Here is a 25,179-nt window from a genome sequence, read left to right as displayed (position 1 = left end):
TAATATGACTCTTTTTGATAGGACAATGGCAGCGAGTCTTGCGGGAAGGCTTCCTGTTTTTATACTCTTTATTGCCTTAATCATGGGCCTATTTGCGATGCAGTTTACGGCGCGAGAGGAGGAGCCTCAGATAGTGGTGCCTATGCTGGATATCCGGGTTAATACCCCCAATTTAAGTGGACCTGAAGTGGTACGCTTAGTGACGGAGCCACTTGAAAAGTTATTGTTACAAATTCCCGGGGTGGAGCATGTCTATTCCACAACGGATACAGGTGGCACAGTAGCGACATTGCGTTTTCATGTGGGTCAAAGCAGAGAACAAGCTATTTTAAACACCTATACCAAGCTGTATGCCAATCAACATAACATGGCCCAAGTGGTGAAAGATTGGCAAATTCAGCCTGTCGAAGTCGATGATGTTCCTATCATGATGCTGGGCTTATACAGCCAATCTACGCAGCGTTACAGCGATTATGAATTAACTCGCTTTGCTCAAGAGCTTTCAACTCAATTGCAAAAATTACCAGACACAAGTGAAGTGAAAGTGATCGCGGGGCGTCAGCGACAAGTGCAGGTATTACTGGATGCGACAGCACTTGCTGCACACCAGACCACACCTTTGGACGTATTGATGGCATTGCAAGCCAGTAATCAATTGCAGCAAGTTGGCGCAACGGTAACAGGTCAGCAATTGATAGCTTTGCAATCAGGCGATGTATTACGCAGCGCTGAGCAGGTATCACAGCTAACCGTTAACGTACTCAATGGCCAACAAGTGTTACTAAAGGATGTGGCAAAGGTGATGGATGGCCCCAGTGAACCTCAAGCCTATCAATGGTTAGCAATCGACGAACAACATCAAAGCTTGCCTCTGATCACACTCAGTGTAGCCAAGCAACGGGGAAGTAATGCGGTATTGGTTGCAAAGCAAAGTTTGGCGCTTATGGCGCAACTAAAAGCTCAGATATTACCTGCCGACATTGACGTTAAAGTGTTGAGAAATTATGGAGATACTGCAAATGAAAAAGTGAATGACCTAACAGCTAGCCTAAGCTTTGCGGTGTTTACGGTGGTTATTTTTGTCGGGGTATTTTTGGGGTGGCGACCTGCTATTGTGGTCGGCCTTGCCGTGCCAATTTGCTATGGGATCACGCTGGCATTAGATTTTTCATTTGGTTATACGATCAACAGAGTTACCTTATTTGCTTTAATCCTGTCACTAGGCTTACTCGTGGATGACCCCATAACTGGCGTGGAAAATATTAGTCGTTTTATGTCGATGGGAAAGAAACCTTCACGACAACACACTGATAAACAAGTGATAGCAGCCATGTCTGAGATCAAAGTAGCGTTGTTACTGTCGACGCTCACTATTAGTGTCGCATTTTTACCACTCGCTTATATCACCGGTATGATGGGACCTTATATGGCACCGATGGCCTTTAATGTCCCAGTTAGTGTGATTGCGTCTACTTTGGTCGCATTTTTAGTTACCCCTTGGTTGGCCAAAAAGTTACTACATGGTCATCCGATAAAAGAGCCGCAAAGATCACAAAAAGTGTCTGTGTATAGTCGAATATTAACGCCTATGTTGGTGACACCATGGCGCGCTAAGGCGGTATTATGGACAACGCTTGCTCTGTTTGTGATCAGTGTTAGCTTGCCTTTGTTTCGTGCTGTTCCGCTTAAGCTATTACCCTTTGATAATAAAAATGAAGTGCAGGTGTTGATTGAGTTGCCCGAGGGTAGCACGTTAGAACAAACTGCAAAATTGACTCGTCAGGTGCAGCATGAAGTTTGGCAACAGCGGGAAGTAACAGCGATAGCCGCTTATGTTGGCAAGCCATCGAGTATGGACTTCAATGGTATGGTACGAGGTTATTATCGCCGTGAGGCACCTCATCTTGCCGATTTAAGAGTACTACTGTTGGATAAAACACAGCGATCCCACCAGTCTCATGCTGTGGTATTGCGGTTACGCCAAGTATTGCAAAGGTTCAATAACAATGGCGTAAAAGTTAAAGTAGTCGAAGTGCCTCCAGGACCGCCCGTATTGAGCACGCTGGTAGCTCAGGTCTATGCCGAGCCATTTGTATCGGCGCAAACACATCAGCAAGCGGCAAAAGCTTTGATGGCACGTTTATCTCAAGAGGCACATGTTGTGGAAGTGGATAGCTCGATGGCTGCAACCACCCAGCTTGCAAGGTTTGTTGTCGATAAAGGTAAAGCCGCGTTATCTGGTATTAGTACCGATGATATCAATCAATCATTACGTATCGCTAATGATGGTTTACATGCAGGGCTGTTGTACCTATCTCATGAATCAGAACCGGTCACTATTAACTTACGCTTGCCATATGAGGTGAGAAACCAGCAGTCTAATCTGGATGCGCTGCAAGTTAGGGGGCAAAGAGCGCTAAGTAAAGTTGGCAGTGAATATGGCCTTGAGGGCGCTACTCGGCCATTAGTTGCGTTGTCAGAGCTTGGGCGTTGGCAAACCTTTGACGCGCCACAACCAATCATTCGCAAAGACCTACAAAATGTGATTTACGTTACAGCAGAGCTCAATGGTCGTACTCCGGCAGAAGTCATAGCGGATGTAGTTGCCGACGAACAGGGTGATGAAAGTGTGCAAACTCATTGGTCAAAACGCAGTTATATTAACAGCGGTGCTGGGCTTGTATGGCAGTTACCAGAGGGAACATCTTACAGCTTTAGTGGTGAGGGTGAGTGGCGCATTACCGTTGATGTATTTCGAGACATGGGGATAGCGTTCGCGTTTGCCTTAACAGCAATATTTGTCATTTTGCGTTGGCAGACCGACTCCAGTGCACTTGCTTTGATCATTATGTCTGCAATTCCACTAACCATGATAGGGATTATGCCGGGGTTTTGGTTACTGAACCAATTTGGTGAGCGTGAAATAGCCGGTGCGCCCGACCCGATATTATTCACCGCCACGGCGATGATAGGTATGATTGCATTAGCAGGGATTGTTGTTCGCAACTCACTGATTTTAGTTGAATTTATCAATCAAGCAAGAGCCCGAGGGGTAGCGCTAAAGCAAGCGCTGATCCAAGCGGGAGAAGTACGTATGCGCCCAGTGTTATTAACTGCTGGAACCACCTTGTTAGGTAATTTGGTAATCATTTTAGATCCTGTTTTTAGTGGTCTCGCGCTGGCAATTATTTTTGGCATTATCGCATCAACCATTTTTTCTATGCTAGTAGTGCCGTTGGTTTATTTCTTAGTCTTTAAAAATACAGAAGGCGACAGCTATGCTATTGATAAGTAATAAGGTTCACAAGGCTATGTTGCCAGTATCAGCGCTCATCGGATTGTTGGTCATGGTGGCATATATGGCGGGTATGTTTGATGAGGTAGTCATGTCAGGCACTAAGCCCACACCTCAAACCTATCAGGGTGAAGAATACGTGGTAAGCGAAAGTACCGTAGTTCATCATGAAGTGGTCAATGCTAATGTGACAGCAAAAGTGAATACCTTAGTTGCTAGTCGATTATTGGCACAATTGAAGAGTTTGAATGTGCGAGCAGGGCAAAATGTAACCGCTGGAGAGTTGTTGGCCACAATTGATGATGCGGATTTACAGGCGCGGGCTTCGCAAGTACAGGCGCAACAAGATGCACTTGCCGTTCAATTAAAGCAGGCAAAAAAGCAGCTAGTCCGCAGTGAAACGCTACAAAGTCAGGGGTTAGTAGCGGTTAATGTGGTTGATGAATGGCGTACTAAGGTAAATGAACTTCAAGCACAGCAATTGGCTCTAGCACAACAGCTAGAAGGTGCGCTCGTGGCTTTGAGCGATACGCAAATCTTGGCACCCATAGATGGCACGGTAGTGGAACGTTTGCAAGAACCCGGTACGATGTTGACACCTGGCACTGCGATTGTTGCTTTGTATAACCCAGCACAATTGCAAGTAACAGCTGCTGTTCGTGAGCAACAAGCGAGTCATTTACAGCTGGGAGATGAGTTGAAAATACACATCCCTGCCAGCGGTATGACCCAGTATGCAACCATCAGTGAAATCGTACCTGTTGCCGACAGTAACGCGCGCCGATTTATGGTGAAGCTAGATATTGAACTGGCACAAAATGTAAAGCCAGGTATGTATGCGCAGCTGCATTTACCAGAAAAGCCTAGAAGGCAGATCTTAATACCCCGTGATTTGATAAAACGCTACGGTCAATTGACCATGGTCGAAGTGGTAGAACAGGGACAATTACACAGACGCTTTGTGCGCTTGGGACAAGTGCATGATAAGCAAATTGAGGTATTAGCGGGGCTGGAAGTAGGTGAGGTACTGGCGGTGCACTAACCACCAGTACCTAATAGGGATTGCCGACTTATAGGAAAGTGGCTATTTCCTCGAATGGCTTTTTCACTAGAGCGTGCTCAGGTATAGTGGCATCTTCACTGGGGTAGCCCGCAATGAGTAGCATGTACGGACGCTCGTTATCTTTGTCACGACCACAAATGTCAGTTAAAAAGCTCATAGGCTTAGGTGTATGAGTTAAAGTGGCAAGTCCTGCATGATGTAGTGCTTGAATTAGAAAGCCAGTTGCAATACCAACGGACTCGTGAACATAGTAGTTGGTGTTTTTATCTTCACTATGAATACCGCCTTTCTTCTGACTGAATATTGCAATCAGCCAAGGAGCGTGCTCTAAATAAGGCTTGTCGGCATCGGTTCCAAGCGGTTTTAGCGCATCAAGCCATTCATCACCAGCACGGCCTTGGTAGAAAGAACGCTCTAAATCTTCCGCAGCTTCTCTAATTTTCTTTTTCATGTCAGCGCTGTGAATTGCTACAAAATGCCAAGGCTGGTGGTTTGCACCACTTGGTGCACTAGCTGCCGCTTTTATACATGCCTCAATAATTTCTTTGGGAACAGGTCGATCGCTAAAGCTTCGAATGGTATGGCGTCGTTGGTATTCACTCAAGTTATCTTCTGCTCTTTGCAGCATATCCTGTTGAGAATACTCAATAAAGTCATTGAGAGGGACGCTTTTGTGATTTTGCATAATGTAAGTCCATTGTCGTATTCGTTTGTTAGGGTTTTGCTATTTTGTGTCAGCGCTATAAGCAGAGTATGACTCACATCTGAGGGCGTCAACACGAGAATTGTTATAACTAAGAACTCATTGAAGAATCATGAGTTTTCTTCATGTTGGCAGCAGCAAAAAATATTAATGTTTACATTATTGAGTGTTCATCATTGTGAAATTTACTATGTTGTGAATGACGCAAAGGATAGAGAAGGAAAGTACATAAATGAAATGTTTTATTAAGCTTTATTTAACAAAATGACATTCTGAGATATTTTACATCAAGCCGCTTAGTTGGAGCATTCCCGTCTGTAAACTCCGCAATTCAAAAAATCGAAATAATGTAGCAATGTTGCGTACATGAAAAATTGTACTTTGGATTGATATTTGATTTTTGCTGACCTAGCTTTTTCAATGTCGGCACAAATGTGGCGACCGAATCTGTAAGTGGGGAGGAATCTCACTCACATCAATCTGTTACATACTAAAAAGGAAGATAGTCATGGAAATAATTACGGAAGTAGTCAACACATTGGGTAATTTTGATACACAGCTTTTTGATCCTCAAGCACTAGACCCCGTGTTTGTTATCCCAATTATCATCATCATTTCAAACAAATAAGAACAAAGCAGCCCCAATGTCAGTTGGGGCTTATGGCAGTAGGGTTAAGGATAGCTAAATAGATAAGGACATCTGATGAATCACTATAATACATTTGATAATTTGAACTCAGTGCAAGCGGTGCTGGAGATGCTTGCGGTGCAAACAGAGCATACGTTTTCAGCTGATAAGAGTCGTTTGGTACTCAAAGACAGCCCTTCACATAGATTGGTATTGTACAAAGGGCCCAGCTGTTTTGGGGCAACGTTGTGTAACTCAGCACCGCATTCACTGTGTCTGTTGCAAGGGTCTTTAAGGATCAAACAGGTCACTCTAGAAGAAAAACTGATAAATAATGGTACGGCAAGCGTATTCAGAGCATGCACTAAGGCCACTGTGAATGATTTAAACCCAGGCGATTCCATACAAGTCGACTATTTGCAGGCATTTGACTATCAGGCATCTAAAGATGCTTACTGGCTAGCTTTGTATGACAAAGATATTGTACATACAAAAAGCGTTAAACTTTGCGCGGTAACACTTGAACCGATTATCACTTCTTTGCTTTATCACAATCATGCTCGTTTATTTAATTTTATTGAAGTGTTGGCCCGTTCAACCTGTGAAAAGAGTTTTCAAGCATTACTGGTGCTGTCAGCCAGCCACATTGATGAGCTAGCTTGGCGAGCGATAGAGGGCATTTATCTCAGAGATCGATATAAAGCCTCCCAACTTGTTCGTGAATATCAGATATCCCATTGCTCTGAAGTGGTGCGTAATCGCGCAGGTGCATTACTGCCATCGTTAGAACTTATGGAGGCCTAACATGACATATACATTTAAATTCGCTACAACTCATGCTATCTCGTTACAGGAGTTCATTGAGAATGTGACGACAAGTTATCAAGGTCTTGAAAGCTTAACGGAACACACATTGCACCACCTTGCGATGCAATTGCAACTACTGGCCAACAATAAGTACTTTTTGAGTCAGGTAGTAAGTGAGCACGTTTTGCAGGATGCACTCGGTGTTGAAACTGGCATTGTGTATGGTAATGATTCATTTGTATTGCATGTCAATCACTCACCATTTTTTCAGGTAAGAGTTTGCTTTTGGCACCCAGATGGTGAACAGAAGCGGCAAAATGATCAGATGAATGTCTATCGATGCTTACATGATCATAACTTTGGGTTTCTGACCACAAACTATTATGGACCCGGTTACATATCACGTTTATATCAGTATCAGTACCATAGTGATCTTGATGTGGACAGTGCCAGTACTTTAAAGTTCTGTGGCAGTCACCAGCTAAGTAAACATGAAGTCATATATTACGAACCCTCAAAAGATGCGCACTTACAGGTAGCGCCAAGTGCATTCAGTATTTCATTAAATTTAATGTTTGAAACTAACACGAATAAGCAGTTTATTTTTGACCCAAGTACTGGGCGTATCATTGACACAGTTATCAGCAGTAGTGACAAAGCCCAGCAATTTATCAAGGAGCTGAGTAATGCGACTTAGGAATATATTGGTATTGGTAGGTTTATTGTTTGTTGGCAGCGGGTGCAGTGTGATTGGTAAAGTCAGTGAGGCGACTTTGGAGGCGGGGACCATAGGTTGGAAGTTACAGCCTATTTCCGTAAGAAAAAGCTATCCTGAGTTTATTCAAAAAGTCTACTTTACAGCTGAGTTGTTTACTTCTGACGCGACAGACTGGGAAATCTATCTGGTGTCTAAAAAACCGCTCGAGGCGCTTTCTGACAGTGCTTACATCGAGCTTTCTTACCAAAGAGACGAGGAAATGGTTGCAGGGCAATTTCCACTTATTTTGGTCTCTCAACACACGGAAAGTTCAACGGCGGCTTATCGATATAAATATAAGTTAGCCAAACAGGCGCAAGAATTTTTCAGTGAGGGGATGCTATTGCGCCTGTCACGCAGAGCTAAAACAATACGTTTTAACTATCTTCAGCCATTGTTTGATTCTCCAGTTGTAGAACATGGCATAACATCATTGGATGCCCATGTAGAGTATGCCTTATTGCCTGACTATGGTCCCTTGAGCCTTGGGGACTTCATGCGGAAATTAAGCTATCTAGATGATGATGACTGGGTAAAATTTTGTTCAGATCCACACTATATCTACGATAAAACGTCGGCGTGTGGAGAAGTATCTATTAATGAGCAGGAAGACTCCTTAAACTCTTTATAAAATAGCGCGTTATATAACTATTCGTGATAGTCGATATTGCAAACTTGTTGGTCTGTCGTGATTTCATTCATCATTAATTCGCTTATTATATGACTGTGAAGTTTAATCAAGTTGTATAGGCTAAGTGGAGAAGTTATGTATAGGCATCAATGGGTAAATGGCAAACAGATAGACTTGCCAGCAGGCAAAGTCGTGTGTGTGGGACGTAACTATGTTGCGCATGCGAAAGAACTTAATAATCCGATCCCCAGTGTCCCTTTGATCTTTATTAAACCCACGACGACCTACCAAGCGTTTGATGGTGAGATGATGCTAGATGCTGATTTAGGAACGCATCACTATGAAGCTGAAATCGCGTTGTTGATTGGCAAGAAGCTTGATAAACATAGCAGTGCACCGTTAGAAGGCGTTGTGGGAATTGGGCTGGCATTGGATTTAACGCTACGTGATGAGCAAGATAAGCTCAAAAAGTTAGGGCACCCATGGGAACGTGCTAAGGCATATGATGGAAGTTGTCCTATTACTGCATTTTCTCCCGTCACCTCGATAGAGCAGTTACAAAATAATGAAGTACGCTTTTGGCTTAACGATGAACTAAAGCAAGTTGGCCACTCACAGATGATGATCTTTCCATATGAAAAGTTGCTCTTTGAGATCTGTCGCTTTTGCACATTATTGCCCGGAGATGTTATTTTAACTGGTACCCCAGAGGGGGTAGGAAAACTGATGAATAATGCGAGCTTGCGTTTGCAACTTAATGATAAAAAGCCTTTTACAGCGCATGTAAGTATTCAGTAATAAAATTTCAGTGACTAGTTACCATAGGAAAACAAATGAAAATTAAACCACTAGGCACGCCGTTTTCTACAACCGCGTGTAAGGTATTGTTGTGCGGGGGCGGAGAGCTTGGCAAAGAGGTCGTCATTGAGTTCAAGCGCTTGGGTTGTGAGGTTGTGGTGTTAGACCGATATCAACATGCGCCAGCTATGCAGGTTGCAGATAGGAGTTACGTGCTTTCAATGCTTGACGGTGAGCGCTTGGAAGCGGTTATTAAGCAAGAGCAACCTGATTATATCGTTCCTGAAATAGAGGCGATTGCTACCGATAAGCTGGTGGCACTTGAAGCTGAAGGGTTTACTGTTGTTCCCAGTGCCAAAGCCGCACAATTGACGATGAATCGAGAAGGAATTCGACGCTTAGCTGCTGAAGAACTGAATATTGCTACGTCAGCATATCGTTTTGTTGACACATTGGGAGACTTTAAACGCGCTGTTGAAGAAATAGGTATGCCTTGTGTGGTTAAACCCATCATGAGTTCATCGGGGAAAGGGCAAAGTGTGGTGAAATCATCACAAGATATTGAGTCTGCTTGGTCGTATGCACAAGAAGGCGGGCGTGCAGGGCAAGGCAGAGTAATCGTGGAAGGTTTTGTGGACTTCGATTATGAAATCACTTTGTTGACCATTCGCCACATTGATGGCACCAGTTTTTGTGAGCCAATCGGCCATAGGCAGGAGAATGGTGACTATCAGCAAAGTTGGCAGCCGCAACAGATGAGCGAGCTGGCTTTGGCGCGCAGTCAAGAAATCGCTCACAAAGTAACAGAAGCACTTGGAGGTCGAGGCCTGTTTGGCGTTGAACTGTTTATTAAAGGAGATGACGTCTACTTTAGTGAGGTTTCGCCAAGACCTCATGATACCGGAATTGGTGACTTTGATATCTCAAGATCTCAGTGAGTTTGCGTTACATGTAAGAGCCATTCTTGGTCTACCAATTCCAAATATCCATTTTCATGGCCCATCAGCATCGAGTGTTATTCTTGTATCAGGGCAATCCGATCAGGTTCAATACGGTGCACTGACTAAGGTGCTTTCAAGGGCAGATACGCAGCTACGTCTATTCGGTAAGCCAGAGGTCTCTGGGACGAGGCGCATGGGCGTGACATTGGCTCGTGCTGAATCGGTTGAACAGGCAGTTAGCACAGCGATGCAGGCATCAGAAGCGGTCGTTATTTCATTATGAGCAAGGTACAAAAACACAGAGTTATCGCACCGTTAGTACAGGGCTTCTGGCGGTTATTGGATTGGCAGTGGAGTGATCAGCAGTGCTTGGGCTTTTTACAGCAGTGTGTTGAACATGGTGTGCGAGATACCGATCATGCCGATATCTATGGTCAGTACGAGTGTGAAGCGGCATTTGGTAGAGCATTGAAATTGGCGCCTCATGTGCGTGAAGATATTAACATCATCACCAAATGCGGTATTCGCCCTGCCTTAGCAAAAAAAGGGCTTGCAGGTAAAGCAAACCACTATGATTCAAGTAAAGCGCACATTATTGCCTCGGCACAACAAAGCTTAAAACATTTCAATACCGATAGGTTGGATGTACTGCTTATTCATCGTCCAGATTATTTGATGTTGGCTGATGAAGTAGCAGAAGCTTTTACTGCGCTTAAGCAACAAGGGGATGTGCTGCACTTTGGTGTTTCTAACTTTACACCAACGCAATTTTCATTGTTACAATCGCGCTTGGACTTTCCTTTACTTACGAACCAAATTGAGTGCTCGGTTTATGAGATGAAAGCGCTGGATGATGGCACCTTAGATCAGTGTCAGCAGTTAGCCGTTAATCCGATGATTTGGTCGCCTCTTGCTGGTGGTCGATTGTTTGATATGGATGATGAAAAAGCGCAACGCCTGTCAAATGTATTGGCACAGGTGGCTTCTGAAATTGGGGCATCATCGTTCGATCAGGTCGCTTATGCGTGGTTGCACAAGTTACCTAGTGCGCCATCGGTGGTGTTAGGCACAGGTAATATTGAGCGTGTGAAAAGTGCTATTGCTGCGCAGCAACTGACTTTAGACCAAGAGCAGTGGTATCGTATTTGGCAGGCGTCAACAGGTCACAGTGTCCCTTAGTCAATCAACGAGAAAAGGGCCTTACGGCCCTGGGTTTGCAGCAAGTATTTATAAAGCCGTTACAAATCGAAGTCGACGCTGTATTGGATATAAGCTTTGACGCCGTCTTGTGAATCTAAGTCTGTCTTGACCAAACCTAGCGTGAAGCCAGCTTTGCTCAGGCTCACACCATAATCCATGTAGCTGTCATCTTCGCCAGTCCACTCCATAATGGTGTCACCACTCGAGCGGGCGATATGGATTGCCAACTCGGTATCGGTAAAGACGTTAAAACTGGCGTTGAGCTCTAGATACAGCATATCTTCTTCTGAACTTGCATCGTCTTGAGCATGAGTCATGTAGCTTGCTTTTACGCTCAACCACTGCCAGCTCAAAGAGCCATAAATTTCACCAAAGTCACTATCACCCTCTGCATCAGGGTAAGCGTAATATAGATAACCGACATCGTAACCTAAGCCTTGAGTCTCGCCACTAAAGCCTCCGTAAATATCCAGCTCGTAACTGGTCTGATCGCCGAAGTCTACGTTAGACATCCAAGTACCGGCATAAAAGCCACTTTCGTTGCTGTAGTCGAGTCCTCCCGATACCGCGGCTCCGTCATCGGTTTGTGTGACACCTCGCCAATAATAATTAGAGCTGGCGGCTACGTTAGCCGTTACTGCGGCCTGTGAGTTGAAAGAGCTAATAGATAGAAAAGCTAAAGCTAATAAAGGAGCTGTTTTGTTCATTATGTTTCCTTAAAGCGCTGTGAGATATTATTAATATTAGCAACGCTTACGCCAATTTTTTGAAAAATTGAACATTTACTGTATGGCTTTGAAATTTATATGCTTATTTTGCTCTGGTAAGGTGGGTTTTGAGCAGCGGTGTTTAAAATGTGCACTGACATGGTGCGCTGAAAATGAAATTTGCACATGTACCTAGCAAGTACATGTGCAAGATGAAGATAATAAATGTTACCCAAAAATGGTGCGCATTAATGAAATAGTTTCATCCACACTACGACCTTTCTCTACTTCAGCAACGATAGAGTCGCGCTTGGCGCGAATATGTTCAGGAATAGAATCATCGCTCAGTGCTCTATCAACCAACACTTGTGCCGACTCCTTACCACGGCGTGCCACTTTTTTTCCAGTTGCGCTTGTGGCGCGTACAGGTTTATTAAGTAACTTAAGGTAATTTGAGTTTTCGGCGGTCTCTTTATCGGCGTAATAAAACCAACACGGTAGCAGCGCTTTGATACTTACTAGTTCATGCTCAAATTCATTTGCAGCACTTGGCTTGCTGAACCATGGCATAGCGTGTAAGGCTAACACGATATCCTGCCAATATCGTTCAAAATCACGATTGTTGAGTTTCGTGATACCCAACGCCGAACAGAGGGAGTCTAATCTCGAACTGGTAACTGGTGTGAATACATCTGGTCGGCGCATGGCGAGTAAACGTGTGGCAGGCGCGAGAGTTGGTTTCTCTTCACTGTCATTAAAGGCCATGAAATAAGCGACCATAAAGCGCTGATAGTCTTCTTCATTCACTGTTCCCTCAATGGGAATATGTGAGAGTGCTTCATCGAATGCCCCTGGTAAATCAGCTAAGAGTTGATGAAAGCCTTTTGCCGTTTTTGTGGAGCTAAACCATTCCACATCAAAGTTATAGATTCCGGGATCCAGCGAAGCTGCATGCTTACCACTAAAAGCAAGTCGGTCTTCGACGATCATTTCCTTCAGTGGCGTTGCACGTTTATCAGCCAAATAGCGAATTAACTTCATTTGCTCATCTAGTGCGAGTGTTTCTTTATGTTGCTCGATGAATGAGATGAGCACAGGCCAAGGTGTAATGCGTAGTGTCTTTAGTTGCAAAAAGCTAATGGCGTTGCTCAGCAAGTCTTGCAGCTTTTTTACGGTAGGAAGTTGATGGTCATCCAGTAGTTCGAAGTTTATGCGGTTTTTCGCAATATCTAATAATTCATAACACCACAGTAGAAAGTCCTCTGGATGGTTGTCTACTTTCACCGCCATCAGGTTCAAACTGATCTCCGTCGCTTGCTTCAAAATATTTTGGTAAATCTGACTTTCTTGTTCACCTAGAGCCATTCTTGACGGGGAAATGAGCAACTTCTTCATGCTGGTTTGAGTCTCCACACATTAGCTTAAAAATTCATCGTAAAAGTTTAGCCGCTGTCAGTTAAAACTGACAAGGGCGGGCGATCATACCTAAGAATCTTGAAGTTACAATCGAAGCGGTAACATTTACTGAATTAATAGCAGCCAATCTCACAAGGCAGAGGGGATTTTTCTCACTATCATCATAAATATGCATGAATTTAAGGTTTAGCAGCGCTACTATAGTAGTACTAACCTGAGCTAAGTCTAATTAAGGAATGTTATGAAAACCATGTTGAAGATATTGGGTGGCGCCATTTTGCTCATAGTCGTAGTGGCACTTGCTGCGCCTTTTTTTATTCCCAAAGAAAGAATAATAAGTGAATTGTCTGAGCAGGTTGAACTAAACACTGGGCGGCAGCTTAAAATTATGGGTCAAAGTGAGTTGTCGGTGATACCGAGCCTTAAAATTGAATTGAATGATGTACATTTTGCCAATGCTGCAACGGGTTCGCGCCCTGATATGGTGAGTATGCAGTCGTTAGAAGTCTATATTCCTTGGTTGTCTATTTTTAGTGGTGAAGCAAAGCTTGAAAAGTTTGTTATTCGTGAGCCTGATATTCTATTGGAAACAGATAAAAATGGTGTCGCAAATTGGCAGATCTTGCCACAACAAGCTCCCCCAACACGCACAGAGTTACAGCAAAAATCTAACAAAGCAACGTCATTACCAGAAAATTTTGATATCAAGCTGGGTGAAGTTGCAATTTATGGTGGAAAATTCACCTTCAAAGATGGCCAAAGTGGTGCACAGCATCAGTTAAGTGATATCGAAGTCAGTGTGCAATTACCATCATTGTATGAAACATTAGCGATTGCGGGTGCTATTACTTATCAACAGCAAGTGTTTGAACTAAATGCTACTTTGTCAACGCCAGCCAAATTGATCAATGGTGATGCGTTTAATGTCACACAAGCGGTAAACTCGGCGCTTGTAAACATGAGCTTCACAGGTAAAGTGGCTCAAATGGGTAAGGATATTCAAGGGGAACTGAGCTTAAAAGGTGATTCTGTGAAAGCCATTGCACAATGGCAAGGCATTGACCTCAATGCCAAAGATCATGCTTTCAACGACTTTGAGATAAAAGGAAGCATGCACCTGCAAGAGCAGACTTTTACCCTCGAGCAACTTACTGCTAAATTGGATGAACTGTCCATAGTCGGACAAAGCACTATAATGTTAGGCGATCGCCTAAACGTAAAAGCCAATGTAGATCTGGGAATGCTGGATTTAAATCCGTATTTGCCTGAGCCAACAGAGCAGCCACAGGAACAGAGCACTCAGACCAGTGCAACGCCAATTGTATGGGATGACACTAAACTCGATTTATCGGCGCTAAATGCGTTGGATGCCAATATTGTGGTGCGCTCAACGGGGCTCAAAGCGAGGGAGATTAAGCTGGGAGAGAACCAGCTATCATTAAAGCTCGTCAATGGTAGCGCCAATCTCGGTTTAGATAAATTTAATGCCTATGAAGGTGCTGGGCAGGGAACTGTGAAAGTTAACGCCAGTCAAGTGCCATATAAAATCAACACTCAGTTTATGCTCGATAGTATCAATGCGCAGCCTTTACTTACCGACGCGGTTGGCTTTGATAAGGTACTAGGTAAAGGCAGTATGAATTGGCAGTTAGCCACACAAGGGCAGAGCCAAAAAGACTTTGTTTCAGCGCTGACTGGCAAATTTGCATTTGATTTGAAAGATGGAGGTGTGAAAGGGGCAAATATTGCTGAAATGACGCGCCAAGCCAAAGAAATGATTAAAGGCGACTTCTCATCTTTAAAAGATGGTCTCAACTCAGATTTTAACCCAGAACAAAAGACTGACTTTTCTTCATTAACAGGTAGCCTGATATTTACCAATGGAGTAGGGCGTAACACCGATCTTTACCTTGCAAGCCCGTTAATTCGTATTACAGGTGAAGGTGAAGTCGATTTGCCACAAACCAATGTAAACTATCGGCTGGTAACGGGCATAGTCGATACCATTGAAGGTCAAGCGAGTAGCGATGATAGTACGGGCTTCAAAGTACCGCTGCGTATAAAAGGTCCATTTCATAAAGTTGATGTAAATCTTGATGTCAGTGGTGCCGCTAAAGATAAGGCCAAGGACAAAGTGAAAGATAAGTTGAAAGACAAGCTGAAGGGAATATTTGGCGGCTAGAAAAGTAATCTTCTTGGTATGAAGGGGTTGCTCAGCCCCTTTTTTATCGCTGTGCTGAAGTTGAGATAAGGTATAGCTAACTTCAGTGGTTAGAAGAGAAAAAGAAAAGTCCGCAGCAAAGGTATTAGACTAACAAATGTTGAAGGAGTGGCTCGTTCGTCATTGTAGGGTCATATTCGCAGGGCATGATATGGCCAAAAGATGGACCGTAAACGGTGTAATGCTGTTTGTCTGTTATTTCAACGACTAGAAAATAGCTACTGGCTAGAGACGGTCTGCGACATCCTAGGACATATAAAGAAAAAGCCTCCATTTATGGAAAGATCGCTAGACGATTAAGGGTAGGTTGTTTTTTAACCTAATGAAGTTTAAAGGGAGTTGTAGGTTGAAATCGCTAACTGACGCCCCCACCTAGTAAAACTGTACCTGCTGCAATGGCTGTGTTTGCTAAATTAATTAAAAATTGAACTATCAATACGCATTCTTTGCTGGTACAATTGCCGGCCCTTGAAAGACAAATAACTCGTTTTTTGAGCGGAAAATAATCTAAATGCTTTGATTTTAAACAAAATTAAAGCGAGTTGTAACTACACCGGAGCTCATTAATATGATCCAAATGCAAACTCAGCTGGACGTTGCTGATAACAGCGGCGCTCGCAAAGTGCAGTGTATTAAAGTCCTTGGTGGTTCGCACCGTCGCTACGCGGCTGTTGGTGACATCATTAAAGTTTCTGTAAAAGAAGCAATTCCTCGCGGTAAAGTGAAGAAAGGTGATGTTAAAAACGCGGTAGTTGTGCGTACTAAAAAAGGCGTTCGTCGTCCGGACGGTTCATTGATCCGTTTCGATAGCAATGCGGCTGTTATCTTAAATGATAACCTACAGCCTATTGGTACTCGTATCTTCGGCCCTGTGACTCGTGAACTACGTACTGAAAAGTTCATGAAAATCGTTTCACTAGCCCCAGAAGTACTATAAGGAGTCTATCATGGCAGCAAAAATCCGTCGTGATGACGAAGTAATCGTACTAGCCGGTAAAGACAAAGGTAAGCGCGGTAAAGTGCTTTCAGTTGTAACTGAAACTGGTCGAGTATTTGTCGAAGGCATTAACTTAATCAAGAAGCACCAGAAGCCTGTTCCACAATTGCAGCAAGCTGGCGGTATTGTTGAGAAAGAAGCGTCAATCGACGTATCAAACGTTGCGATCTTCAACCAGGAAACTGGTAAAGCAGATCGTGTAGGTTTCAAGATTGAAGACGGTAAGAAATTACGTATCTTCAAATCTACTGGTAAAACTATCTAATAGTTGGAGTAGAATGATGGCGAAACTGCATGAAGTATATAAAGACAAAGTAGTCGCTGAACTTCAAGAGAAGTTTGGTTTCAGCTCTGTCATGCAAGTCCCTCAGATCGAAAAGATCACATTAAACATGGGTGTGGGCGAAGCCCTAGCTGACAAGAAAATTCTAGAAAACGCTGTTGCAGATCTAGAAGCAATCTCTGGTCAGAAAGCTCTTATCACGAAAGCACGCAAATCTGTTGCTGGCTTCAAAATTCGTGAAGGCTACCCAATTGGCTGTAAAGTAACCCTACGCGGCGAGCGTATGTGGGATTTCCTTGAGCGTTTAGTCTCAATTGCGATGCCACGTATTCGTGACTTCCGCGGTGTTAGCGCTAAGTCTTTTGACGGTCGCGGTAACTACTCTATGGGCGTACGTGAGCAAATCATCTTCCCAGAAATCGATTATGATAAAGTAGACCGCGTTCGTGGTATGGATATCACAATCACTACTTCTGCGAAAACTGATGAGGAAGGCCGTGCGTTGTTAGAAGCATTTAACTTCCCATTCAAGAAATAAGGGTAGGGTTATGGCAAAGAATTCTATGAAAGCGCGCGAAGCAAAGCGCACTAAATTAGTTGCTCAGTACGCTGAAAAGCGCGCGGCACTAAAAGCTATCATCAGCGATGTTAACGCATCAGAAGATGATCGTTGGGATGCGGTATTAAAGCTTCAAAGCTTACCGCGTGATTCGAGCCCTGCACGTCAACGTAATCGTTGTAACATCACGGGCCGCCCACATGGTTTCCTTCGCAAATTCGGCATGAGCCGTATCAAAGTTCGCGAAGCAGCTATGCGCGGTGAAATTCCTGGCCTTAAAAAGGCTTCTTGGTAATAGAGTCACGGGAGTAAGACATGAGCTTGCAAGATCCTATTGCGGATTTGTTCACACGTATCCGTAACGGTCAGACTGCGAAGAAGGTATCAGTATCTATGCCAACTTCAAAGCTGAAAGTAGCAGTTGCTAAAGTACTAAAAGAAGAAGGTTATATCACTGACTTCGCAGTATCTGGCGACGTAAAACCAGAATTGACTATCGAATTAAAGTACTTCGAAGGCAAAGCTGTAATCGAAAACATCCAGCGTGTTAGCCGCCCTGGTCTACGTATCTATAAGAAACGTGACGCATTACCTAAGGTAATGGGTGGTCTAGGTATCGCTATCGTATCAACTTCTCAAGGCTTGATGACAGACCGCGCAGCACGTAGTGCAGGCGTTGGTGGTGAAATCATTGGCTTTGTAGCTTAATCGGAGGGGAACAATGTCTCGTATAGCGAAGGCTCCAATTACAGTTCCTGCCGGTGTAGAAGTTACAATTAAAGGCCAGGACATCACAGTTAAAGGCAAAAATGGTGAGTTGTCTCGTACTATCAACGACGCTGTTGAAGTAACTCTAGCTGACAACGTGATCACAACGACACCTCGTGACGTTGCGAACGCGTGGGCACAAGCAGGTACTGCTCGTGCACTTATCAACAACATGATTGTTGGTACACACGAAGGTTATGAGAAAAAACTTCAACTAGTTGGTGTTGGTTACCGTGCGGCTGTTAAGGGTAAAGTTTTAGACTTAACTCTTGGCTTCTCTCACCCAGTGAACTTTGATATCCCTGAGGGCATCACTATCGAAGCTCCAAGCCAAACTGAACTTGTAGTTAAGGGCGCTGACAAACAATTAGTTGGTCAAACTGCTGCTAACATCCGTGCATACCGTGAACCAGAGCCTTATAAAGGTAAAGGTGTACGTTACGCAGATGAGCACGTGCGTCGTAAAGAAGCTAAGAAGAAGTAAGGTAAGACGATGGATAAGAAAACAGCTCGTCTACGTCGTGCTAAACGCACCCGTAGAAATTTTATTGAACAAGGCACAACGCGTCTTGTTATCCACCGCACGCCACGTCACATTTACGCTCAGCTAGTAAACGCTGAAGGTAAAGTACTGGCTGCTGCTTCTACAGTTGAAAAAGCTATTGCTGAATCAGTATCTGGCACAAGCAACATCGCTGCAGCACAAGCTGTAGGTAAAGCGATCGCTGAGCGTGCAGCTGACAAAGGTGTTGAAAAACTAGCCTTTGATCGCAGTGGCTTTAAATATCACGGCCGTGTGAAGGCGCTTGCTGATGCAGCGCGTGAAGCCGGTTTGCAATTCTAGGAGTAGACAATGGCTAACGTAGAAGCAAAGCAACAACAGCCTGATTTAGCTGAAAAGCTAATCGCGGTGAACCGTGTGTCTAAAGTGGTTAAAGGTGGTCGTATCTTTAGCTTCACTGCACTAACTGTAGTTGGTGACGGCGCGGGTAAAGTAGGTTTTGGTTATGGTAAAGCACGTGAAGTTCCAGCTGCTATTCAAAAAGCAATGGAAAAAGCGCGTCGTAACATGATCAACGTTGAACTAAACGGTAACACGTTACAGCACCCTATCAAGGGTCGTCACGCGGGTTCAAAAGTATACATGCAGCCAGCATCTGAAGGTACTGGTATCATCGCCGGTGGTGCAATGCGTGCAGTACTAGAAGTAACGGGTGTACAAAACGTATTATCAAAAGCATACGGTTCAACAAACCCAATCAACATCGTTCGTGCAACAATTTCAGCTCTAGAGAACATGAATTCTCCAGAAGGTATTGCTGCAAAACGTGGTTTAACTGTTGAACAGATTCAGGGGTAATTAACCATGGCTAATAAAACTGTAAAAGTTACTCAAGTAAAGAGCTCTATCGGTCGTTTACCGAAGCATAAAGCAACTTTACGTGGCCTTGGTTTACGTCGTATCAACCACACTGTTGAGTTAGAAGACACAGCATGTGTACGTGGTATGATCAACCAAGTTTCTTACATGGTTAAGGTTGAGGGGTAATTCGAATGCATTTGAATACACTTTCACCTGCTGCTGGTGCAAAAACTGAAAAGAAACGTCTAGGTCGTGGTATTGGTTCTGGTCTTGGTAAGACTGGTGGCCGTGGTCATAAAGGCCAAAAATCACGTTCTGGCGGTAAAGTACGCGTTGGTTTCGAAGGCGGTCAAATGCCTATGCAACGTCGTCTACCTAAGTTTGGTTTCACTTCTCGTAAATCTTTAGTATCTACAGAAGTTAACCTATACGAAATCGCTAAAGTTGAAGGCGATGTGGTAGACTTGAACGCGTTACAAGCAGCTGGTCTAGTTAAAAAGAACGTTCTGTTCGTTAAAGTTGTTAAATCTGGCGAAGTTTCACGCGCAGTAACCGTTAAAGGCATTAAAGTGTCTAAAGGTGCTCGCGAAGCTATCGAAGCTGCCGGAGGCAAGGTAGAAGAATAAGGAAGTACACTATGGCTAAACCAGGTCAAGATATGCAAAGTGCACAAAGTGGGCTTGCGGAACTGAAGCGTCGATTACTGTTTGTATTGGGTGCTATCATTATTTACCGTCTAGGTTCATTCGTGCCGATCCCTGGTATTGATGCCGCTGTACTTGCCGATTTCTTCGAGCAACAAAAGGGCACCATTGTTGAAATGTTCAACATGTTCAGCGGTGGTGCGCTTGAGCGTGCTTCGGTACTGGCATTAGGTATTATGCCGTATATCTCAGCTTCAATTATTATGCAGCTATTAACGCATATACATCCTGCGATGATAGAGCTTAAAAAAGAAGGTGAGCAAGGGCGTAAGAAAATTAGTCAGTACACGCGTTATGGTACGCTTGTGCTTGCTACATTCCAGTCAATCGGTATAGCCACAGGCTTACCAAACATGATGGACGGGTTAGTTGTTAACCCAGGTTTCGGTTTCTACTTCACCGCAGTGGTGAGTTTAGTAACTGGTACTATGTTCTTGATGTGGCTGGGCGAACAAATCACAGAACGAGGTATTGGTAACGGTATCTCAGTCCTGATCTTTGTTGGTATTGTAGCTAACCTGCCGTCTGCGATTGGTTCGACAGCTGAAATGGCGCGCCAAGGTGATCTGAATGTTCTTGTACTGTTATTGATTGCGGTAATCGTATTCGCAGTTACTTATCTTGTGGTGTTCTTTGAACGTGGTCAACGTCGTATCGTCGTAAACTACGCCAAACGCCAGCAAGGTCGTCAAGTATTTGCTGCTCAAAGCACGCATTTACCACTAAAAGTAAACATGGCGGGTGTTATTCCACCAATCTTTGCTAGCAGTATGATTTTGTTCCCTGGTACAATTGCAAGCTGGTTCGGCCAAGGTGAAGGTCCGGTCGCTGATGTGCTACAAGCTATCTCTGCAGTATTGACTCCTGGTCAACCTCTGTATGCGATGGTCTTAGCTGCGGCTATTATCTTCTTCTGCTTCTTCTACACTGCGTTGGTATTTAACCCGCGTGAGACAGCAGACAACCTGAAAAAATCTGGCGCTTTTATTCCAGGCATTCGTCCAGGTGAGCAGACATCTAAATACATTGATAAAGTGATGACACGCCTGACATTGGCAGGTGCTTTGTATATAACCTTTATCTGTCTGGTGCCCGAGTTTATGACCATGGCATGGCAAACGCCATTCTACTTCGGCGGTACATCAATCTTGATTATCGTGGTTGTGATCATGGACTTTATGGCACAAGTACAGACTCATATGATGTCACATCAGTATGATTCTGTGCTGAAAAAAGCAAACCTTAAAGGCTATGGCCGATAAGGTTATTTTCACGGAGTTGAGCAATGAAAGTACGTGCTTCCGTTAAGAAAATTTGCCGTAACTGTAAAGTTATCAAGCGTGCTGGTGTAGTACGTGTGATCTGCAGTGAGCCTAAGCACAAGCAAAGGCAAGGCTAATAAAAGTCATGCAGGCTAAGTAAATTCTACTTAGCCTGTGTTTTTGAATATGATCTGATCTTCGTTTGAGTATCCTTGCGGGCTTTTCAAACAGATGGGTGTCGGATCTAAATATAGGAGATGTGTTAGTGGCCCGTATCGCTGGCATTAACGTCCCTGATCATAAGCATGCAGTTATTGGTTTAACTAGCATCTATGGTGTAGGTAAAACTCGCGCTAAGGCGATCTTAGCAGCGACTGGTATCGCCGAAACTACAAAAATCGGTGATCTTTCTGACGAAACACTTGACGTACTTCGTGAAGAAGTTGGCAAGTACACAGTCGAAGGTGATCTTCGTCGTGAAGTGACTTTAAACATCAAGCGTCTTATGGACCTTGGTTGTTTCCGTGGCTTACGTCATCGTCGTTCGTTACCACTACGTGGTCAACGTACTAAGACTAACGCGCGTACTCGTAAGGGTCCTCGCAAGCCTATCAAGAAATAAGGTGGGGTAAGTTATGGCTAAAGCACCAATTCGTCGTAAAAAGGTCAAAAAGCAAGTTGTTGATGGTATGGCACATGTTCATGCTTCATTCAACAATACAATCGTAACCATTACTGACCGTCAAGGTAATGCTCTTTCTTGGGCGACTGCAGGTGGTTCTGGTTTCCGTGGTTCACGTAAGTCTACTCCGTTCGCTGCACAGGTTGCTGCTGAGCGCGCAGGTACTGCTGCACAAGAGTACGGTCTTAAGAACCTTGAAGTATTCATTAAAGGTCCAGGTCCAGGCCGTGAGTCTGCTGTACGTGCATTGAATGCTGCGGGTTACCGTATCACAAACATCACTGACGTGACGCCAATCCCTCATAATGGTTGTCGTCCACCGAAGAAACGTCGCGTTTAACAATAGGTTAGGAGAAAGAACATGGCAAGATATTTGGGCCCTAAGCTCAAGCTGAGTCGTCGTGAAGGTACTGACCTGTTCCTTAAGAGCGGCGTGAGAGCTATCGACTCAAAGTGTAAGCTTGAGACAGCACCTGGTCAGCACGGCGCTCGTAAAGGTCGTCTATCTGATTACGGTTTACAATTACGTGAAAAGCAAAAAGTACGTCGTATCTACGGTATACTTGAAAAGCAATTCCGTAACTATTACAAAGAAGCTGCTCGCCTTAAAGGTAACACAGGTGAAAACCTACTACAGCTTCTAGAGCAACGTTTAGACAATGTTGTATATCGCATGGGTTTTGCGAGCACACGTGCAGAAGCGCGTCAGCTAGTTAGCCACAAAGCGGTTATGGTTAATGGTCGTGTTGTTAATATCCCTTCTTTCGTAGTTACTCCTGAAGATGTAGTAGTAATTCGCGAGAAGTCTAAAAAGCAAGCGCGTATCATCGCTGCTCTAGAGTTGGCTGAGCAACGTGAAAAGCCAACTTGGATTGAAGTTGACGGTAAGAAAATGGAAGGTAGCTTCAAGCGCCTACCAGAGCGTTCTGATCTGTCTGCGGACATTAACGAACAACTAATCGTCGAACTTTACTCGAAGTAAAGTTAAGAGTTAAGAGAGGATAAAATGCAGGGTTCTGTAACCGAATTCCTAAAGCCAAGGTTAGTCGATATCGACGCTATCAACCCAACGCGTTCTAAAGTAGTTTTAGAGCCATTAGAGCGTGGTTTTGGCCACACTTTGGGTAACGCTTTACGCCGTATACTGTTGTCATCTATGCCAGGATGTGCAGTAACTGAAGTTGAAATCGACGGTGTATTGCACGAGTACAGCGCGAAAGAAGGCGTTCAAGAAGACATCATTGAAATTTTGTTGAATCTTAAAGGTTTAGCGGTATCTCTAGAAGGTAAAGATGAAGTTTTTCTGACCCTGACTAAGTCTGGTGTAGGCCCTGTGACTGCGGCAGATATCCAGCACGATGGAGATGTAACAATCGCCAACCCTGATCACATCATTTGTCACTTAACTGCTGACAACAGTGAAATCAGCATGAGAATTCGTGTTGAGCGTGGTCGTGGTTATGTGCCTGCGTCTAGCCGTTTATCCTCTGATGACGATGAGCGTCCAATTGGTCGTTTGCTGCTTGATGCATCATTCAGTCCAGTTGAGCGTATTGCGTACTCGGTTGAGTCAGCCCGTGTTGAACAACGTACAGACTTAGACAAGTTAATCATTGATATGGAAACAAACGGTACTTTAGATCCTGAAGAAGCGATCCGCCGTGCGTCTACTATCTTAGCTGAGCAATTAGAAGCATTCGTAGATTTACGTGATGTTTCTGAGCCAGAAGAGAAAGAAGAGAAGCCAGAATTCGATCCTATTCTGCTTCGTCCAGTTGATGATCTTGAGCTAACAGTACGTTCAGCAAACTGTCTGAAAGCCGAGCAAATTCAATATATCGGTGACTTAGTACAGCGTACTGAAGTTGAGCTTCTGAAAACACCAAACCTTGGTAAGAAGTCTCTAACTGAAATCAAAGATGTACTGGCTTCACGTGGTCTTTCACTAGGTATGCGCCTAGAGAATTGGCCGCCGGCAAGCTTAGCTGAATAAGCTAAGTTACTATATTTTAGTTAGAAGGATAGGGTCATGCGCCATCGTAAGAGTGGTCGTCAATTAAACCGTAACAGCAGCCATCGCAAAGCGATGTTCAGCAACATGGCTGGTTCTTTGGTGAAGCACGAAATCATCAAAACAACTTTGCCTAAAGCGAAAGAGTTGCGCCGTGTAATTGAACCTTTAATCACACTGGCTAAGACTGACAGCGTAGCAAACCGTCGTTTAGCGTTTGCTCGCACGCGTGATAAAGAAGTAGTTGGTAAATTATTCAGCGAAATCGGTCCTCGTTTTGAGGGTCGTCCAGGTGGTTACACTCGTATTCTTAAGTGTGGCTTCCGTGCTGGTGATAATGCACCAATGGCTTACGTTGAGCTTCTAGACCGCCCAGTTGCGGAAGAGACTCAAGAAGACGCACAGTCTGCAGAGTAAGTCTTTATAAGACATTGAAAAAGCCGAGCTATTGCTCGGCTTTTTTCGTTATGGAAGCTATTTTTAGAAATTCCAATGAAACAGCAGACCAAAGTGATTACCATCTACTTGATTGTTCTTTGCGATATTGTCAGGAACATTGATAGAGCCAACTTTTGATACTGTGTATTCAACAGAACTATATCGAAGTTCCAAGCTTGCGCTTATATCTTCAAAGGTATACATACCTGAGAAAATTAGTTTACCCGCGTTATCAAATGTTACATCGTCGGAAAAATCACTATCGAGCTCAACCGAAGTATCCACACCATAACCTACACCCAGTTTTACATACTCATTTAATTTGTAATATGGAATTACCTCGAAAGATAGACGATTGAATGACACATCTCCATTATCAGCGTTTGCCGAATCGAAGTGATACGCGCCATTCGCTCTGACATCAAAATTTTGATTTATTGTGTAATTTAAGCCTGCACCTATTACGATACCAGCACCCGCCTTTATACTCTCGTCACTGTTATCTTCATACTCTAATGTGCCTAACGTATCTCCACCTGCAGTGTAGCCAATTGTTAAAGCGTAAGAGATTGGGTTTACTTCACTCTCGTTTGTGTCACTGGCCAAAACAGCAGAACTCGATAATAAGGTAAGTAAAGCGACTGATAGTTTTTTCATTATTTCTTCTCTAAAGTGCAATTAAAATTTTTTTGGACGCGCATTTATAACTAAAATAGATACAAAGTACAGTAAAAAGAGAAATAGAAGGCTTTAAGCTTGAATTTTGACCTGTTTTACTGTGGTAAATATGCTAAAAATGGCTGTTTAGTACGATTTTTGCTCAAGCTGTCCGTTTTTATCACTTTTCTTCAAAAATTCCTCAAAAACCGCTTGCGCTTTTTATTCGCAGCCCTATAATGCGACCCCACTGACACGGAGCGCTACGCTGATTAAGCAAAGCAACAA

Annotated in this window: 29 protein-coding genes and 1 pseudogene; 26 read left to right on the top strand and 4 right to left on the bottom strand. The window is 43.8% G+C overall.

Features of this window, described 5'->3' with window-relative positions; genetic code table 11:
• Nucleotides 1-4 precede the first annotated feature (4 nt).
• The gene (locus tag C2M32_RS16040) at nucleotides 5-3,295 is read left to right on the top strand and encodes an efflux RND transporter permease subunit (RefSeq protein WP_105169343.1); all 3,291 of its coding nucleotides are present in this window, start codon (nucleotides 5-7) and stop codon (nucleotides 3,293-3,295) included.
• Nucleotides 3,279-4,337 carry an efflux RND transporter periplasmic adaptor subunit gene (locus C2M32_RS16035; RefSeq protein WP_105169342.1) on the top strand — a complete coding sequence of 353 codons (1,059 nt, stop codon included), beginning with the start codon at nucleotides 3,279-3,281 and terminating at the stop codon, nucleotides 4,335-4,337. The genes C2M32_RS16040 and C2M32_RS16035 overlap by 17 nt, the downstream gene beginning before the upstream one ends.
• A gap of 28 nt (nucleotides 4,338-4,365) precedes the next feature.
• Here the strand turns inward: C2M32_RS16035 and C2M32_RS16030 are convergent, their stop codons facing one another.
• On the bottom strand, nucleotides 4,366-5,043 hold the full coding sequence (locus C2M32_RS16030) for a nitroreductase family protein (RefSeq protein WP_105169341.1): 678 nt from the start codon (nucleotides 5,041-5,043) through the stop codon (nucleotides 4,366-4,368).
• Nucleotides 5,044-5,764: 721 nt separating this feature from the next.
• On the opposite strand from C2M32_RS16030, the gene C2M32_RS16025 reads away from it, so the two are divergent.
• The 6 genes and pseudogenes from C2M32_RS16025 to C2M32_RS16000 all read left to right on the top strand — a co-directional run bounded on the left by C2M32_RS16025 (nucleotide 5,765) and on the right by C2M32_RS16000 (nucleotide 10,802).
• Nucleotides 5,765-6,493: a hypothetical protein gene (locus tag C2M32_RS16025; protein ID WP_105169340.1), complete on the top strand. Its 729-nt coding sequence runs from the start codon at nucleotides 5,765-5,767 to the stop codon at nucleotides 6,491-6,493.
• Between the two features lies 1 nt (nucleotide 6,494).
• Complete coding sequence (locus C2M32_RS16020; protein WP_105169339.1) at nucleotides 6,495-7,193, top strand: hypothetical protein; 699 nt, start codon at nucleotides 6,495-6,497, stop codon at nucleotides 7,191-7,193.
• Nucleotides 7,183-7,884 carry a hypothetical protein gene (locus C2M32_RS16015; protein WP_105169338.1) on the top strand — a complete coding sequence of 234 codons (702 nt, stop codon included), beginning with the start codon at nucleotides 7,183-7,185 and terminating at the stop codon, nucleotides 7,882-7,884. Before C2M32_RS16020 ends, C2M32_RS16015 begins: the two co-directional genes overlap by 11 nt.
• Nucleotides 7,885-8,019: 135 nt before the next feature.
• Nucleotides 8,020-8,682, top strand: coding sequence for a fumarylacetoacetate hydrolase family protein (locus C2M32_RS16010; RefSeq protein WP_105169337.1), 663 nt, complete (start codon nucleotides 8,020-8,022; stop codon nucleotides 8,680-8,682).
• Between the two features lie 35 nt (nucleotides 8,683-8,717).
• Nucleotides 8,718-9,906, top strand: a pseudogene (purT, locus tag C2M32_RS16005) (formate-dependent phosphoribosylglycinamide formyltransferase).
• Complete coding sequence (locus tag C2M32_RS16000; protein ID WP_105169336.1) at nucleotides 9,903-10,802, top strand: aldo/keto reductase; 900 nt, start codon at nucleotides 9,903-9,905, stop codon at nucleotides 10,800-10,802. Before purT ends, C2M32_RS16000 begins: the two are co-directional and overlap by 4 nt.
• A 59-nt stretch (nucleotides 10,803-10,861) precedes the next feature.
• On the opposite strand, the gene C2M32_RS15995 is transcribed toward C2M32_RS16000, so the two are convergent.
• Both C2M32_RS15995 and C2M32_RS15990 read right to left on the bottom strand, forming a co-directional pair.
• Nucleotides 10,862-11,530 carry a TorF family putative porin gene (locus C2M32_RS15995; RefSeq protein ID WP_105169335.1) on the bottom strand — a complete coding sequence of 223 codons (669 nt, stop codon included), beginning with the start codon at nucleotides 11,528-11,530 and terminating at the stop codon, nucleotides 10,862-10,864.
• Between the two features lie 228 nt (nucleotides 11,531-11,758).
• A complete protein-coding gene (locus tag C2M32_RS15990) occupies nucleotides 11,759-12,925 on the bottom strand; it encodes a hypothetical protein (protein ID WP_105169334.1) in 1,167 nt (388 codons plus the stop codon).
• Nucleotides 12,926-13,187: 262 nt separating this feature from the next.
• Here C2M32_RS15990 and C2M32_RS15985 point away from each other — a divergent pair, with 262 nt between their 5' ends.
• The 18 genes from C2M32_RS15985 to rplQ all read left to right on the top strand — a co-directional run bounded on the left by C2M32_RS15985 (nucleotide 13,188) and on the right by rplQ (nucleotide 24,213).
• On the top strand, nucleotides 13,188-15,128 hold the full coding sequence (locus tag C2M32_RS15985) for an AsmA family protein (RefSeq protein ID WP_105169333.1): 1,941 nt from the start codon (nucleotides 13,188-13,190) through the stop codon (nucleotides 15,126-15,128).
• A 607-nt stretch (nucleotides 15,129-15,735) separates the two neighbouring features.
• Complete coding sequence (gene rplN / locus C2M32_RS15980; protein WP_010378257.1) at nucleotides 15,736-16,104, top strand: 50S ribosomal protein L14; 369 nt, start codon at nucleotides 15,736-15,738, stop codon at nucleotides 16,102-16,104.
• Nucleotides 16,105-16,114: 10 nt separating this feature from the next.
• Nucleotides 16,115-16,429 (top strand): 50S ribosomal protein L24, encoded by a 315-nt coding sequence (gene rplX, locus C2M32_RS15975; protein WP_070986511.1) that lies wholly within the window; start codon nucleotides 16,115-16,117, stop codon nucleotides 16,427-16,429.
• Nucleotides 16,430-16,445: 16 nt separating this feature from the next.
• Nucleotides 16,446-16,985 (top strand): 50S ribosomal protein L5, encoded by a 540-nt coding sequence (gene rplE, locus C2M32_RS15970; protein ID WP_070986510.1) that lies wholly within the window; start codon nucleotides 16,446-16,448, stop codon nucleotides 16,983-16,985.
• Nucleotides 16,986-16,995: 10 nt separating this feature from the next.
• Entirely contained in the window at nucleotides 16,996-17,301 is a 306-nt protein-coding gene (rpsN, locus tag C2M32_RS15965) for a 30S ribosomal protein S14 (protein WP_058031299.1), read from the top strand.
• A gap of 20 nt (nucleotides 17,302-17,321) precedes the next feature.
• On the top strand, nucleotides 17,322-17,714 hold the full coding sequence (rpsH, locus tag C2M32_RS15960; RefSeq protein ID WP_105169332.1) for a 30S ribosomal protein S8: 393 nt from the start codon (nucleotides 17,322-17,324) through the stop codon (nucleotides 17,712-17,714).
• Between the two features lie 13 nt (nucleotides 17,715-17,727).
• Nucleotides 17,728-18,258, top strand: a complete 531-nt coding sequence (gene rplF / locus C2M32_RS15955) for a 50S ribosomal protein L6 (RefSeq protein WP_070992635.1) — start codon at nucleotides 17,728-17,730, stop codon at nucleotides 18,256-18,258.
• Nucleotides 18,259-18,267: 9 nt separating this feature from the next.
• A complete protein-coding gene (gene rplR, locus C2M32_RS15950; protein WP_070986507.1) occupies nucleotides 18,268-18,618 on the top strand; it encodes a 50S ribosomal protein L18 in 351 nt (116 codons plus the stop codon).
• Between the two features lie 9 nt (nucleotides 18,619-18,627).
• Nucleotides 18,628-19,134, top strand: a complete 507-nt coding sequence (gene rpsE, locus C2M32_RS15945) for a 30S ribosomal protein S5 (protein ID WP_070992633.1) — start codon at nucleotides 18,628-18,630, stop codon at nucleotides 19,132-19,134.
• A 6-nt stretch (nucleotides 19,135-19,140) separates the two neighbouring features.
• Nucleotides 19,141-19,323: a 50S ribosomal protein L30 gene (gene rpmD / locus C2M32_RS15940; protein ID WP_016710201.1), complete on the top strand. Its 183-nt coding sequence runs from the start codon at nucleotides 19,141-19,143 to the stop codon at nucleotides 19,321-19,323.
• A gap of 5 nt (nucleotides 19,324-19,328) precedes the next feature.
• Entirely contained in the window at nucleotides 19,329-19,763 is a 435-nt protein-coding gene (gene rplO, locus C2M32_RS15935; protein WP_070986505.1) for a 50S ribosomal protein L15, read from the top strand.
• An 11-nt stretch (nucleotides 19,764-19,774) separates the two neighbouring features.
• On the top strand, nucleotides 19,775-21,103 hold the full coding sequence (gene secY / locus C2M32_RS15930) for a preprotein translocase subunit SecY (RefSeq protein WP_105169331.1): 1,329 nt from the start codon (nucleotides 19,775-19,777) through the stop codon (nucleotides 21,101-21,103).
• A gap of 23 nt (nucleotides 21,104-21,126) precedes the next feature.
• Nucleotides 21,127-21,240, top strand: coding sequence for a 50S ribosomal protein L36 (gene rpmJ, locus C2M32_RS15925; protein ID WP_002959476.1), 114 nt, complete (start codon nucleotides 21,127-21,129; stop codon nucleotides 21,238-21,240).
• A gap of 128 nt (nucleotides 21,241-21,368) precedes the next feature.
• Complete coding sequence (gene rpsM, locus C2M32_RS15920) at nucleotides 21,369-21,725, top strand: 30S ribosomal protein S13 (RefSeq protein WP_058031679.1); 357 nt, start codon at nucleotides 21,369-21,371, stop codon at nucleotides 21,723-21,725.
• Nucleotides 21,726-21,738: 13 nt separating this feature from the next.
• The gene (gene rpsK / locus C2M32_RS15915; RefSeq protein WP_010363724.1) at nucleotides 21,739-22,125 is read left to right on the top strand and encodes a 30S ribosomal protein S11; all 387 of its coding nucleotides are present in this window, start codon (nucleotides 21,739-21,741) and stop codon (nucleotides 22,123-22,125) included.
• Between the two features lie 21 nt (nucleotides 22,126-22,146).
• The gene (gene rpsD, locus C2M32_RS15910; RefSeq protein ID WP_070986503.1) at nucleotides 22,147-22,767 is read left to right on the top strand and encodes a 30S ribosomal protein S4; all 621 of its coding nucleotides are present in this window, start codon (nucleotides 22,147-22,149) and stop codon (nucleotides 22,765-22,767) included.
• A 24-nt stretch (nucleotides 22,768-22,791) separates the two neighbouring features.
• Nucleotides 22,792-23,778 carry a DNA-directed RNA polymerase subunit alpha gene (locus C2M32_RS15905; protein WP_070992631.1) on the top strand — a complete coding sequence of 329 codons (987 nt, stop codon included), beginning with the start codon at nucleotides 22,792-22,794 and terminating at the stop codon, nucleotides 23,776-23,778.
• Between the two features lie 36 nt (nucleotides 23,779-23,814).
• A complete protein-coding gene (rplQ, locus tag C2M32_RS15900) occupies nucleotides 23,815-24,213 on the top strand; it encodes a 50S ribosomal protein L17 (protein ID WP_070992630.1) in 399 nt (132 codons plus the stop codon).
• A gap of 63 nt (nucleotides 24,214-24,276) precedes the next feature.
• Here rplQ and C2M32_RS15895 read toward each other — a convergent pair whose 3' ends face one another.
• A complete protein-coding gene (locus C2M32_RS15895) occupies nucleotides 24,277-24,891 on the bottom strand; it encodes a hypothetical protein (protein ID WP_105169330.1) in 615 nt (204 codons plus the stop codon).
• Nucleotides 24,892-25,179: the final 288 nt, after the last annotated feature.

Origin of the sequence: Pseudoalteromonas sp. T1lg23B (genome assembly GCF_002964665.1) — a bacterium.
Lineage (GTDB): Bacteria > Pseudomonadota > Gammaproteobacteria > Enterobacterales > Alteromonadaceae > Pseudoalteromonas.
This window is presented reverse-complemented; position numbering and strand designations above follow the sequence as displayed.